The organism is Alicyclobacillus fodiniaquatilis (assembly GCF_042678105.1).
Taxonomy (GTDB): Bacteria; Bacillota; Bacilli; order Alicyclobacillales; family Alicyclobacillaceae; genus Alicyclobacillus; species Alicyclobacillus fodiniaquatilis.
In genome coordinates this window covers 1-13,194 of the sequence record NZ_JBHUCX010000054.1, presented here as the reverse complement: position 1 = coordinate 13,194, position 13,194 = coordinate 1, and the positions used below count along the sequence as shown (strand labels likewise).

At 45.5% G+C, this 13,194-nt stretch carries 12 protein-coding genes and 2 pseudogenes; 11 read left to right on the top strand and 3 right to left on the bottom strand.

From position 1 onward, the window contains the following. Positions 1-524, top strand: a 524-nt coding sequence (locus ACFSB2_RS16840; protein WP_377944267.1) for an NAD-dependent epimerase/dehydratase family protein, incomplete at its 5' end; no start/stop codon positions are given. Between the two features lie 147 nt (positions 525-671). On the opposite strand, the gene ACFSB2_RS16835 is transcribed toward ACFSB2_RS16840, so the two are convergent. Beyond that, entirely contained in the window at positions 672-1,547 is an 876-nt protein-coding gene (locus ACFSB2_RS16835) for a multidrug effflux MFS transporter (protein ID WP_377944266.1), read from the bottom strand. Positions 1,548-2,064: 517 nt separating this feature from the next. On the opposite strand from ACFSB2_RS16835, the gene ACFSB2_RS16830 reads away from it, so the two are divergent. After that, positions 2,065-2,814, top strand: coding sequence for a hypothetical protein (locus tag ACFSB2_RS16830; RefSeq protein WP_377944265.1), 750 nt, complete (start codon positions 2,065-2,067; stop codon positions 2,812-2,814). A 332-nt stretch (positions 2,815-3,146) separates the two neighbouring features. Here ACFSB2_RS16830 and hfq read toward each other — a convergent pair whose 3' ends face one another. Next, positions 3,147-3,431, bottom strand: a complete 285-nt coding sequence (hfq, locus tag ACFSB2_RS16825) for an RNA chaperone Hfq (protein WP_377944264.1) — start codon at positions 3,429-3,431, stop codon at positions 3,147-3,149. A gap of 85 nt (positions 3,432-3,516) precedes the next feature. Next, positions 3,517-4,212 carry a MerR family transcriptional regulator gene (locus ACFSB2_RS16820; RefSeq protein WP_377944263.1) on the bottom strand — a complete coding sequence of 232 codons (696 nt, stop codon included), beginning with the start codon at positions 4,210-4,212 and terminating at the stop codon, positions 3,517-3,519. 547 nt (positions 4,213-4,759) lie between these two features. Between ACFSB2_RS16820 and ACFSB2_RS16815 the strand changes: the two genes are divergently transcribed. The 9 genes and pseudogenes from ACFSB2_RS16815 to ACFSB2_RS16775 all read left to right on the top strand — a co-directional run. Beyond that, positions 4,760-5,821, top strand: a complete 1,062-nt coding sequence (locus ACFSB2_RS16815) for a ParM/StbA family protein (protein ID WP_377944262.1) — start codon at positions 4,760-4,762, stop codon at positions 5,819-5,821. After that, positions 5,818-6,150: a hypothetical protein gene (locus tag ACFSB2_RS16810; RefSeq protein WP_377944261.1), complete on the top strand. Its 333-nt coding sequence runs from the start codon at positions 5,818-5,820 to the stop codon at positions 6,148-6,150. Before ACFSB2_RS16815 ends, ACFSB2_RS16810 begins: the two co-directional genes overlap by 4 nt. 37 nt (positions 6,151-6,187) lie before the next feature. Beyond that, positions 6,188-6,628: a hypothetical protein gene (locus ACFSB2_RS16805; RefSeq protein ID WP_377944260.1), complete on the top strand. Its 441-nt coding sequence runs from the start codon at positions 6,188-6,190 to the stop codon at positions 6,626-6,628. 15 nt (positions 6,629-6,643) lie between these two features. Beyond that, positions 6,644-9,484 carry a type IV secretion system DNA-binding domain-containing protein gene (locus tag ACFSB2_RS16800; protein WP_377944259.1) on the top strand — a complete coding sequence of 947 codons (2,841 nt, stop codon included), beginning with the start codon at positions 6,644-6,646 and terminating at the stop codon, positions 9,482-9,484. Next, positions 9,484-10,413 (top strand): replication-relaxation family protein, encoded by a 930-nt coding sequence (locus ACFSB2_RS16795; RefSeq protein ID WP_377944258.1) that lies wholly within the window; start codon positions 9,484-9,486, stop codon positions 10,411-10,413. The genes ACFSB2_RS16800 and ACFSB2_RS16795 overlap by 1 nt, the downstream gene beginning before the upstream one ends. Before the next feature lie 823 nt (positions 10,414-11,236). Further along, entirely contained in the window at positions 11,237-11,674 is a 438-nt protein-coding gene (locus ACFSB2_RS16790) for a JAB domain-containing protein (protein ID WP_377944257.1), read from the top strand. Between the two features lie 93 nt (positions 11,675-11,767). Beyond that, a complete protein-coding gene (locus ACFSB2_RS16785) occupies positions 11,768-12,337 on the top strand; it encodes a DUF6618 family protein (RefSeq protein WP_377944256.1) in 570 nt (189 codons plus the stop codon). A 423-nt stretch (positions 12,338-12,760) separates the two neighbouring features. Then, positions 12,761-13,034, top strand: a pseudogene (gene tnpA, locus ACFSB2_RS16780) (IS200/IS605 family transposase); the annotation flags it as partial. Between the two features lie 41 nt (positions 13,035-13,075). Next, positions 13,076-13,194, top strand: a pseudogene (locus tag ACFSB2_RS16775) (helix-turn-helix domain-containing protein); the annotation flags it as partial.

Below are 13,194 nucleotides of genomic sequence, written 5' to 3'. Positions count from 1 at the left end.
CCAACAAAACTGGCTTTCGCACGATCGCGCTTCGCCCACCGACTATCTGGGGACCTGGTGATCTGTTCAGCCGAGCGCTTCCCGAAGCAGTCAGATCTGGACAGCTCGCCTTCATCAACCGTGGCGACTACGCTTTTTCAACCTGTCACGTGGACAATGTGGTCGAAGCCATACAATGCGCTCTTGGACGCGGAGAAGGCGGTCATGCCTTCTTTATCAAAGACCAAGAAGGGCAGACTTTCCGTGAGTTCGTCGCCTCGCTCGCGAACTTGCAGGGCCTGTCCATCGATAAGCTGCGTTCGATGCCCTATTGGCTCGCCTCTGCAATTGGCCGGCTGCTCGACACGATCTGGGCCGTTACGCGGAAAGACGGCGATCCGCCAATTTCACGCTCGATGATACGCATGATTGGGCGTGAGTTCACCGTCAACGATGACGCTGCCCGTCGAGAGTTGGGCTATGTCGGAAGAACTTTGCACGACGCTGGCTTGCAACGCTATGAAAAATCATCTGCTCGACGATAGAGCTTTGGAGGGCAAACGGACGTCAATCGGGCGATGGGCGCGATAAGCCGTTCTCTGAACTGACTCTTGTGTCCAACGTGGCAGACAGCGTCCGACGAACATGAGCACGACAGGAGCAGCAAAAGCCTATGATTCAGAGTGATCTTTTTACGGTTGACCTAATAAAAACGGAATCACGCCGAGTAGCGCAGATGCGCTACCCGCGATGTGTCCTTGGGATTCCATTGCTAAGGTAAACGAAACGGGACCGATGGTCCCCATTGATGCAACATAACAAATCAGTGGTATCATAAGCGAAAACAGTGGTCCATGTATCAAAACGACAACGAGTAAGGTAATCGTTGCGATGAGCGATAATCCTAACCCGAAATGGAGAATGCGATGTTCAGAGATTCGCCCCGCTAATTTTCGGACAACTTGTGAGGCACTAATTAACACGATTCCGTTTAATGCGAAAAGCATAGCAAACACTTGCGGAGAAACTCCGTAAATTTTTTGATACACAAACGGTGTACCAGCGACGTAAGCGAAGACCCCCCCAAATAGGAAGCCTTGCGCCAATACGTAGCCCATAAATACTTGATTTCCAAGGAGCGTTTTAAAATTTAAGAACATATCGAAAAGATTACTGCGAATCCGTTTCTGCACAGGTAAGCTTTCTTTCAGTCTCCAAATCGTTGTAATAGAAAGGACGAATCCGAGCATTCCCAATAAATAAAACACGCCCTCCCATTTGGTGAACGAGATGACCGCACTTCCCGCAAGGGGTGCGAGCAAAGGGGCGACGCTGCTCATTACGCTAATCAATGAAAAGAACTTCGTGAGTTCCGTACCGTTGTAGGTGTCACGAGCAATCGCACTTGAAATCGTTCCAGCCGACACCGCAAATCCCTGGATAAAACGCAGGGCGATAAAAACCTCGATATTCGGTGCAAAGGCACAACCGAGCGAGGATAGACAGTAAATCATCATGGCGATGATGATTGGTTTTCGTCTGCCGTGGACATCGCTTAGTGCACCCATAGTGATTTATCCAAGTGCTAATCCCAATAGACAAGCCGTCAAACTGACCTGGATCGTGGATGCAGACGTTCCGAAGAATTTCACCATTTGGGGAAACGACGGAAGATACATATCAAAGGTAAACGGTCCCAAGCCAGAGAACATGGCTAGCATGAACGCGAATCTAAGGTGATGTTTATTTGATTTCGTTTTGGACTCCTAATTATGAGCGATTTCAAACCAAAATACTATAAACCATATGTTTTTCCCGTTCCATAATAGAATTGACCAAATCCATAGAACGAATGGACACAGCAGATGATATGTCTGGAGAAGGTCGGTCAGATAAGCCGACTGCTTGCTGTCAACAGCCTTCTCGGCTGAGCCGGAATGGACCAAAACGGTTTTGAACCAATTCGTCCTTTCCTTCACACATCAAGGTTAAGCTTCTATTAAGCGAATGTTTATTTCTCTGTAAGATTAGCACGCTAAGCTAATAAGGAGAGACTATGTTACACCACAAGATTGGTTAGGTTATTTGATTTTTTTAGTAGCTGCTTTTGAACAAAGTGTGTGGATGGAGGCGCTAAAACTGCAAAGACAATTGAATAGATCATCGGTTGTTCGAAACGAACGGATGACTGCCATTGCAGGAACCATCCTGTTCATACTTATTGTGACTCAGCTTATTATTACTGCGAATCTGCACGCATTGCTTTCCGTGCATATCTTCGTAGGTGTTCTTCTTTCGGGGCCGATCGTGATCAAAATGTTTAGTACAGGATTTAAGTTCGTTCGTTACTATACAAGAAATCCTATATTTGTGAAAAGTGGAACACCGAATATTTGGCTACGGTTGTTAGCTCCATTTCTCGTGTTGATGACGCTATTGGTCTTTATCAGTGGCTTTTCACTAGCGATTATAGGTCCGACACATATGGGGCTGTTTTTTACTATCCATGCGGCAAGCGTGGCTATATGGCTGCCACTTGTCGCCGTTCATATCTACGCGCATATTAGGAGGGCTACACGGGTCACGTTCAGTGATCTGCGACAGCACACGTCTTTTCGGGTGAAAGGGCGTAATGGTCGTCTTGGTATAAACCTGGCAGGTTTAATTATGGGTGCGATTGCAGCAATGGTGATGATTCCGGTCTCTGAAACATGGGATCACTGGAGAATTAGCCCAGGATTCCCGATCCCATTGACTTTAGGACTATTTGCAGCTGTGTTTGGCGTTTTCATAGCCACACCGCTTCTTCGCGGCGTAAACAAAGAGCAACAATAGACATATTATGTTGTTTATTGGATATATGACAAGACATAAAAGTGAAAGAGGTGCGCAAATAGGGTTGCTACTCTATTCAAAATAGAAACATATACCGTATAAGAACGATTCAATGTCATTGTAGCGCGTACCTATTGTTCAGAAACGCGCCGAATCTCTTATGGAACAAAGGGATTCCGACATTTTTACGAGAAAGGGGGCTGTCAAACAGCGAGCGATGTCATGTCAGTGGCAGATAGGTGGGGCTAGGTTGATATCCCTGGCGTGAAATCGTGCAGGTTTGTACCAATAAGTGGGTAATTTTTCAAAATAGCACCTAATTGTAATGCGTATCAGTCATTTGCTTTTTCATTTGGCCGCATTAACGTTACAGATTTAGATGGAATAATGGTCGAGATAGAGTGTTTGTAGATCGTCTGCTGTTTTCCATCAGCATTGAGAATTACACAAAAGTCATCAAAATACTCAATTCTCCCTTTGATCTGAAATCCCTTAACCAGAATAACAGTGCAGGCGATATTATTAATCTTGATTCCATCCAACATTCGATTTTGAACACTGTTCCTCTCCGTGGGGCCCACTCCCGACAAGTAAATGTATTTTTCTAATTGTATCATTGAGCTCGGTCACGTCTTCGCCCACCTCGCCACCCGTTTAAGAAAACCTGCTTCACCATCATTATAACGCTATAGCACCGATATATTAGAACAACCCTAGGAACCGCTTCTTCTTTTTTTGCTCTAAAGTCGCAGCTACTTCTTTCATTGTATTTGCCTGCATGGATCGAATCGTTTGCATCAATTGTTCATCTCTGCGTTGCAGTGTAGCGTCGATATAGCGCTGTTGCTCTTCAACCTTTTCCAAAAGCTGCTTGTTCTGCTCTTCGAGCTTATCTATTATTTTTTGATTAAGTTCGTCATGGCGCTGTTGCAGCTGTACTCTTTCCTCTTCAGAGGATTCAAGTAGGTATCTCTTATCTTCGGCGAGTGCAGCAAGGATTTCTTGTATGTAATTGCGTTGATCTTGGATTTCACATTCCAAGCGCTCAACCAATGCTTTGTTAAATTCCTCTTGCCGTTGCATGTATTCCTTTAGCTCCGCTATAGCACCATTATCGGACCGTTCTCCAGGTCTAGCGTCTGGTGCTAGAGCATCGCCAAATTCCTCGATGATGAGTTTAGCTGCTTGCTCCCAAGTGAGATTTTTGTCCATGAATTCTTTCCATTTTCTTAGCGCTGATATATCGCGTTCAGTATACAATCTTCCTGCTTGTGGATCTCTGTATATTTGATATCCAGCGTCTTCTAATGCTTTTGCCCATGCTCTGAGCGTTACTGGTTTAACGTCGATTTGTTGACTAACCTCGCGTGCGCTAAATGTCTTATCCCATTGTTCCACTGTTAGCACCTCCCGCTATAGGGTTTAGATACTGCTGTTAACCTTTCTTCTTCGAGATAAATATAAAATCCTGCCGTATACAGGTTGGTTTAGCGAATAGCGATCCCAAAAATTAAGCAAAGAGAGAAACGTCAGCTCGCTTAGGATAGATGCGTATACGAGGATATCTATGTTCCTTTAGCATATCGAATTGGATAAGGAAGACGTTCTTTGATGGTGTTCTAGATAGTAGAAGTTGCTTTAGAGGCAGATGAAGTTACAAGGCGTGTCCCTTAGAGGGCTTAATGTCCCCATCAGTAAGAAATCTTTTTGAATGGATTAGTTTAGGGAGAAATGATATTTCGTATAGATATCGTAAAGATATATAAATTGTTTTGGTTGCTGGTGAAAAGCAATTTAAATATATAAATAGGATGTACAACCCGGTGTGATTGTCGCGTTTTATATATTTAATAATGAAATAAGAGATAAATAAGATACACAAACTTCCGTGTTGTTTTATAATGTAACATGGCAATACCATTTCAGCGTATAAGGGGTGCGGATTATGAAGTATATAGGCTTAGACGTGGGGAATGGAAGCATCTGTTTGTGTGTTCGTACTGAGTCTGGGCAGGGCTATTCGGATGTTTATCCTTCTGTTTATGGTGTATACAATGCTAAGGCTCAAGCGGTGCAAGCACAGAAATCAAAGATGAACAGGATCGACAATGTATTTTCGTTTGAGAATAAGGATTACGTTCTAGGCTATGACAATGTACAGGCAGCTGCAGCGACGCCTATTAGTGCTTATGACCGAGAAGACCGGATTTCCCGTCGTGAGTTTCAGACACTCACAAAGCTAGCACTGATTGATGCGGCAACACGCGACGGTTCGACGGATGTTATTGAGGTTGAATTAGGTATCGGAACGCCGGCAGAGGATTATCGTGAAGAAACGATTGAGGCACTACATAAATGGTTTGCAGATCCGATTGTTGGGCGGAAAAATGGCAAACAAGTTGTGATTATGGTTAAGAAACTAGAGATTATCAGTCAGCCGGTCGCCGTATTGATGGATCGGTATGTTGATGATGAAGGATATGTTCAAGATGAGACTCTTGAAGACGGGAAGTCGCTTGTCATTGACTGTGGCTCTGGAACGATGGATATGACCGTGTTTGACGGTTTGATTATTATTGAGCAGATTAGTGAGCCCATCGGCATGAATGATGTCTATAGGGCTTTGATGCAAGAAATACAGCGTATAAATCCGAAAGTTCGTCCGAATACCTACGAAGTAGAACGACAAGTTCGAGAACAAAGTGGCTCAGACAAATTGATTTATACCTTTGGACAGGCGGAACCAATTAATCTTACAGAACAAAGAAAAGACATCATGGATGATGCATGGCAACAAATGCTTGGTGCAATCACGCAACGATTTCCAGACCGTCTGCAGTTTAACCATATCTATTTGGCGGGTGGAACTGGTGATGCATTTTGGTCTTATTTCTTAGAATGGTCTCCGAAAAATCCGCGCATTGAGCTCTTGGAAGACCCTCAATTAGCGATTGCTAGAGGTCTGCGCAAGTATGTCTTGGCCAATACGCAGGAGGTCACTGTATGAGCACCAGTAAATTTCTGTTGTCTTATGATGAGGACTACGATTCTGACATTCATCAAATTATTTCAGAAACACCACGGAAACGCATTAGTGAACGTCTTCGAAATTTGATTCGCCTGGGGTTAATGGTGGAGAGTCAAGGGATTCAACATGTTGTTCATCAGCAAGTGAGTATGGCTCCCCTTAAAGTGGATTTGGATCCTCAAACAGGGGGGGCGGTGGAAGATGGTGTTTATAACCCCAGTTCGTTAAATGAGCCTTCATCCAGGGACCAGATACAACTGCAACCGCGTCGTAAGAAACCTATTCAAATCACCCCTCCTAAGTCTTAAGCAAAGGACGACAGCTATCCCAAAAGGAGGCGTATTTGTGCTTTGGTATATTCTGCGGGAGAGATTCTGGGAATTGGTGAAATCCCCATATCGAGTACTAATTGGTATGGTGATATTTTTCATCGTAAGCCTCAATCTACCTGACAATTTGAAGCCCCCAATGCTCACCTTTATCACGGCGCCAGCTGGGTGGTATGCCATCAATCGATTGATTCAATGGCTTATTCCCGGCTTCAGTGGGCTGTTTATGCGCTGTTTGGATGTGCTGTTTTTCCTTAAGTTGTTGTGGATTATTTTCGTGTTGCCTATCAAGTTCGTATGTTCCATGCTTCTTGGCCCCATTGCTGTTTTATATGTGTTCTATCAGCTGATTCGAGATGTTGCTCGATTCGTAAATCAGAGACAAAAACGGAGAACACTAAAGAACCATATTTTAAGGGGAGATTGGGAGAAACCACGTTTGTATCGAGTGAAGTAGAGGTGAGGCAAAAGTATGTTTGATAATATGTCCAGAGAAGACGACGAGCGGATGGGGAGTATTTTTGCAATTATCCTTGGTGCTGCGATCCTTTTGATTGGCGGGGCATATTTTATTGTCGGGAAAAAAGGGTGGGCTGTCGTTCGTAAACATCCCAATGAATTTGGCAAAATATTGTGGTACCACTTAGAGCCCGTTGTAATGGGTGCGGTACATATTATGGCGTGGGCGATTGTCACTGTATTGGTGATATGGGGGCTATTAAAATTTTCGCAATTGTTCTTCCGCTTTGAACGTGGTAAGCGGTTGCAAACATTTGAGGTTGTATTGAGTCGAGATGATACGACAGAACCGTTTGAAATCGCAAAGTTTTTCGATTCGGTCAATGGGATGCTCCTCCCTCGTTTTCAGTGGATCGGATGGTTTACGGGATACTCTTACGTAAGTTGGGAACAAGGCGTGGAGAACGGGAACAAGTATATTCGTTTAACGGCCCCTGGTGCGATTCTGGACCGGATTTGTGGGCGGTTGAAGGCTACCTATCAAAACGTTCGTTTTGAACGCTTAGAGAGGCAGGAGAGGCCCCTTCCGAAGGATATTTTACAGCTTCGTTTAGAACGGAACTGGTTTTATCCGTTGCAGACCTTAAAGAACTATCAAGCTTCTATCTCGGAATCTTTTTTTTCTGCCCTTGATGATGTAGAGGATGATTGTGGATTTCAGATCGTGATGGTGCCACTTAGTCTACGGAAGCAAAAGAAGCTTAGGAAGTTGCACGAGCGATTTGAGGAAAATCGAGTGAAGCGATCGGCCCACAATCCATTGGATCCCGGGCTTGGCATGATTGCACAGAAAGAACTCAAGGCATCTGTTGAAAGTCGAGGAAAGGGAATTTACCACACAGAAATCCGCTTGTTTGCTGGTTCTTCCGAAGCACGGCAAAGTGTCATTGGCGCGATGACCGAGGCCTCCGCCGAAAACCGTCTCATTCCCCAAAGTTACTTTGGATACATTGGTCTCCTCATGATGAAAAAACTTTGGTGGACATGGACAACGCTTGGGATGCCATCTATGGGTGTCGGTCCTTCTGTCACGTTGTCTTCATTCCACCTAGCTACACTTTTACAGTTGCCCTCGATGCGTTTGCGTAGCGCTGGATTCCGACGTAGTTCCATCCGGCGTGTTCCTGTTCCGAGGGGATTACCTTGTGACGTTCAAACCGCCTTTATGACGACAGAAGAAGGGCGGGATGTTGGCATTGCAGAGGATATGCGATACCAGAATCTTTTTCTTGTGGGGATGCAGGGGAGCGGTAAGTCGGAAGCGCTTCGTCAGTACGCAGGAGGTGTACTTTCAGACCCCAAGCAAGCGGCCGTCATTGTGACGCCGGATCGTGAAGATGCACGTAAGTTTCTGCGATATATCCCGCCGGAAAAGCCCGTCTATATTCTTGACCTTTCACGCCCGGGAGAATGGGGACTCAATATACTCTCGGACGATACGGTGCCGACCGATCAGCTTGCAGGCAACTTGTTGGCTGCGTTTCGAACGGCTTATGGTGAAAGTTCGGTCATGTGGCAGTCGGCTGAATTCTTACAACAACCGATCTATGCGTTGCGTAAAGTTCGGGAGCATTCCGATGACTGGCGCAAGGCGATTCCGCTCCTTGATTTCCGACACGTTCAACAAATGCTGGTGAAAGAGCAATTCAGAAACAGCGTGCGGAGTTATTTACCTGAAGATTCTCAAGAGTATTTTTACTGGAATGTGCAGTTTCCGCTCTTGTTGGAGAGCAAAGGTGAGTATAACCGAACGGTCAGGCCGATTCTGAACAAATTAACAGAGCTTTTGTCGAGTGATCGTGTACGTACGATGCTTTGTCATCCGAATCCCATCACGATTCGGAAAATCATCGACGAACGGGCTGTATTGCTCCTCTATACTGCGAAAAACGAGGTTGGGGAGGAAACCGCAAATCTGTTTGCCAACATGCTCATGAGTCTTGTGTTCCAGGGTGTGAACAGTCAGGCAGAGTTACCGGAAAGCCAGCGGGTGATGGTCAATCTGTTTCTTGATGAAGTGCATGGGTATGCGAATAAGGCCCTACAAACCTTGCTTCAGGAGTCGCGGAAATATGGAGCGAGAACGGCAGCCGCGACTTTGTCACTTTCTAGTTTGTCTCCCGAAGTTCGAGAGACGTTTATGCAACTGTTTGGCCACAAGGTGGTCTTTCGAACGAATGAGCAGGCGGAGGCGGAGACCTGGGCGAAATCATTTGCGCTTCGCTTTACAAATCTATTCAGTGTCACCGATGAAATCCAGGATCGGATTTTAATTGGACCGGATGACATCAACAGTTTGCCACGCTTCCATGCAGCTGCGCGGTTTGTAGTTGATGGGGAACCGCTTCCTGCGTTTATTGCACAAACAAGACCGTTAGACCCGCGAGCAAAGGATGAATGGATGAATGCTCATCCTTGGCCAGAACAACGAATCCTTTCGATTACGCCCGTGAGTTTCCCCGAACCGAGACAGGAAGTTACCGAGGAACCAGAAAGCACAATTGTACCCAATCCCGAATGGACAGAATCCCCTGAGACAGAAGTGGTGCGGGTTGTTGAAGAGGCGGCTGATGAGCCATTGATGGTATGGCCGGAAATCGCTGGACTTACAAACGACATCATCGGGGAAGTACTTCGTGACTTAAGACTTGAGCCACAGGGAATGTACAGCCGAGTTCTTGAACTTCTTCAGACCATCGAAGCGCTTGAGGATGATGGCGAATTGGACGTGTCACCGCGGGTCTTTCTGTATCGCCATCTTAAAAAATACTCTGTGAAAGGAGTTCACTCCTAATGGATTTTTTACGAACGACTGCACTTCCGTTATGGGAGAGATCCGAAGAAGCTTGGGAACTGATGAGAATTCTTCAGCCGATTGAAGAGGATAAATTTAATCTGACTTCGAGGGACCTCGATATTTTGCAAGCGCTACTAGAGCATCGATTTCTAACTTTGAATCAGATCGTCCGGATACATTTTCGTAGTAAATCTGGTTATTACACATGCAGCCGAAGAATGCGGAAATTGTTTCAAATTGGCCTCGTCCTTCGGTATCGTCCTATGGTCATGAAAAACGAGGGATCGGCGCCCTATATCTTCTCGATCAGTCAATTGGGTTATGAAGTTATCTCTAAGACTCGATTTTTAGAACAGGACATTTCCAGCTTGTACTATCGGGAAGACGGAAACATCATTGAGCTTTCGCGCATTATTCACGAACTGGAATTGAATGATTTCTGTCTGGATTTCTTTGAAGAAGCGATTGCAAAAAAGCTTCGGTTCGAGTGGACACCTACTCGATTAACAAGGCAATCTTTTTCGGTGACTGGAGGCAAAACTTTCACGGTCGAGCCGGATGCTGTGTTTCATATTTATACACAAAAAGGCGAAAGGGTTTTACATATTGAGTACGAGCGTTCTGCAGATCGAAGGCGTTTCCGGCAAAAAATAGAACGCTGGAAAGCGTATCGAAAGCAGCAAGCGTGGCGTGAAAAGTATGGCGCAGAGCCTTTTATTTTGGTGGTCGGTCATGAACGATCTGTGGAAACAAACGGGAGGAAGAGGCGAGTTTTTAATTCCATTCTGCCGCTACAATCCATCGCTGAATTTCGCCAGTTTGAGAATATTGCTTTTCTGACTTTAGACGAGAGACAAAAGGGCGGGTGGAATTGCTTGCCGATGAAGAACATTACAAAGACGATATGGGACTATGTAGTAGGTTAAAGCCAAAGTTCAAATCTAAGTGTTCAATTCTAATATGTTCAAATCTATAGTGATGAAATCTAAAGTGTTCAATTTATGATTTGAACATCGACAAATATTAGGATGGTGGAAAAATCCCTTATACAACAAGCTCCTCCCGCCTTCGAGGAAGGGAGTCGCGGCAAAATCGTCCCGCGACTCCCTTCCTCGACCACTTTCTCCCCCACAGGAGTGGGGTCAACGGGGCGGCGGGCGGGCTAGTTGTATAGGATTTTTTAGTTGTGTAGTAGTGAGTGATGAAAAGAAGAAAGAGAAAGGACAAAGACAAAACAAAACATAGAGGCCGATGGTGGATCGAGGGGTGGAAATGGTTCTGGGGTTGCAGTTGGTGGTTGGGTACAAAAGATGGACATCCAAGCGGTGTGTGTGGCTGAACAGGGAATTGGTGCCGACTCGTAGCTGGGTCAAAAAACGGTGTGGTGTGCTGAACTGGGTGTTTCATGGTGTTTCAATGCCGCTTTATATTCTCTGGAGGATGGAATGCAAAAGATTGCACCTGCGTGATTTTTTATACCTGATTGTGCATTGTTATTCGGTGTGTGCGACTTCTCAGCAAGACTCCTCGGCACACTTGGGTGGTTGGTGGAAGTGGCGTAACGGTGGTCTGTAGTGGTTGGGACTCGACTCCGCTCGGGTCTCTTTATTGTGCCATGCGGCGCAACTGGCCCGAAAAAGCAGCCAGTCCTCCACTTTGTTTCGGCCCTCCGGGTGCACTCGCATGATGGGGCTGGGTTGACCCGAAACGGGTACGATTCGGCCAGCGCGCCATAGGAGGAGTTTACACATGGAGAACATCGATATCGTGAGAGTTGTACAGGTTCGGGAGGCAACATTGGAAACTGAACGATTCTCGATACGCAGTGCAGATGATGCCGCATCTATCTTCCAAAGTTATCTCGAAGGTGTGGACCGGGAGCATTTCGTCGTGGCGGCACTCGATACGAAGCATGTCATCAACGCGATACATACCGTATCGGTTGGATCGCTCGATGCGACGATAGTGCATCCACGTGAAGTCTTCAAGTTTGCGATTTTGGCCAATGCCTCCTCGATCATCGTCTGCCATAACCATCCATCAGGAAACAGCCAATATTCAACGGAAGATGTACAGGTGACGAAGCGCCTAGTTGAGGCCGGCCGAATTCTAGGAATCGCTGTCCTAGACCATATTGTCGTTTGCGATCACTCTTTTTGCAGCCTTAAGTCAATGGGTTTGATGTAGGGTCTCCCCCTACATCTTTTTTTCCTCTGAAGTTTTACTTGGCCCATTTTGTGTATATAATTAATATATAAATAATATTCTGGAGTGGTACATGTGGCCAGGCCAAAAAAGCCGCAGAATGAACGTCAGACAGAAAAGATTGTGTTATACGTAACGCCAGATACGAAGCTCGAAGCCATGCAGGCAGCTGAGGGACTGGGCATATCGGAGTCCCAATTAGGTGAAATGTCCATGAAACGGTATTTTTCATCTTTGAAGCAGGGAGCAACTCCGGTGGAATATGAAATGATGAAAAGTGAATTGATTGCCACAGGACCTGTCAAAGATGAAGACATCTTACGACAACGGAAGGCACTTGATTTGTCTTTCGTGTACGAAGATGAAGAATGGGAAGGCTTCATTCGGTGGTTCGTGAACCATGGAAGTCACGTGGAATTTACCGTACAGGGACGTGGAACTGGTTTCACATGTATTGCTGGTCAAACCCTCTCCGGATACTTCTTGGCGATACCGACGTATCAGGTCTGTATGAGCTTAGCCGAACCGAGTGATACGTTGTACAACAAAGAAAAAGCGCTCTCTTGTAGTGGACTGAACCGTATTGATGGATTGACTGCAGTTTATGCACTGCAGGCCTTGAATGAGGCTGGGTATTTGAGATGAATGTGGAATGGTTTCACTGTAAAAAGTGCGACATCTGGAAGATAATAAAGAGCCTTGGGTGGGTTGTTAGCTTAGTTCCTTGCTCATGTTGCCATCGGCGTATGAAACGTGTTGAATTCGTCCAAGTGAAGTTGAAAATATGAAAAGTGGATAGGCACAACGAGAGCTAGAGTCCAAGAATAATGTTCCTAATAAATCTCGAGAATATACACCGATTTGGGTTTATATACCAAAAATCGTTTCTGGTATTTGCTTAATCGTGGCATGCCGATTTTTTATCAGATGCGCCGTAAAACCCCTTGCTTTAGCTATGGGAATATAAGGCGCTCGTCGTTAGGCGAAATGTCTTTTAACGATCAACTAAGCGCTAGATGAAATAGTGGTATCTAACTTGTTTTGGTAAGATGTTCTTGGGTGATCGCAATGAGTAGAGACGTCGAATCGAATCGAAATGTCACATTTGACTGCAAGTACCATGTTGTGGTTTTGTCCGAAATACTGGAGAAAGGTTCTTGTAGAGCCTGTTGAATCACGTTTGAAGCAATTGTTAATACAGAAGGCGACAGAAATCCAGACCGAAATCGTTGAAATGGAAATCATGCCTGACCACGTTCACCTTCTCATCAAGTGTGATCCACAATACGGGATACACAAGGTCGTCAAACAACTCAAAGGGCACATTTCGAGAGTCCTTCGTGAACAGAAATCGAGGTGATCGTATGAGCAGCGTACAAGTTCAGGCTCTATCCAACCAAGGAACAACAGGGTCGAATTCAGTTCACGGTAGAACGTTGTAGGCTTCTGTATAATCGCCTTCTTGACGAGCGCAGAGTAGCCTACGAGACAGCGCAAACGAC

Bases quoted from the DNA above. Each gene is read 5' to 3' on its own strand.
- ACFSB2_RS16815 (WP_377944262.1), top strand. From the start codon at position 4,760: ATGAAGTATATAGGCTTAGACGTGGGGAATGGAAGCATCTGTTTGTGT.
- ACFSB2_RS16790 (WP_377944257.1), top strand. From the start codon at position 11,237: ATGGAGAACATCGATATCGTGAGAGTTGTACAGGTTCGGGAGGCAACA.
- ACFSB2_RS16810 (WP_377944261.1), top strand. From the start codon at position 5,818: ATGAGCACCAGTAAATTTCTGTTGTCTTATGATGAGGACTACGATTCT.
- ACFSB2_RS16800 (WP_377944259.1), top strand. From the start codon at position 6,644: ATGTTTGATAATATGTCCAGAGAAGACGACGAGCGGATGGGGAGTATT.
- ACFSB2_RS16795 (WP_377944258.1), top strand. From the start codon at position 9,484: ATGGATTTTTTACGAACGACTGCACTTCCGTTATGGGAGAGATCCGAA.
- ACFSB2_RS16835 (WP_377944266.1), bottom strand. From the start codon at position 1,547: ATGGGTGCACTAAGCGATGTCCACGGCAGACGAAAACCAATCATCATC.
- hfq (WP_377944264.1), bottom strand. From the start codon at position 3,431: ATGATACAATTAGAAAAATACATTTACTTGTCGGGAGTGGGCCCCACG.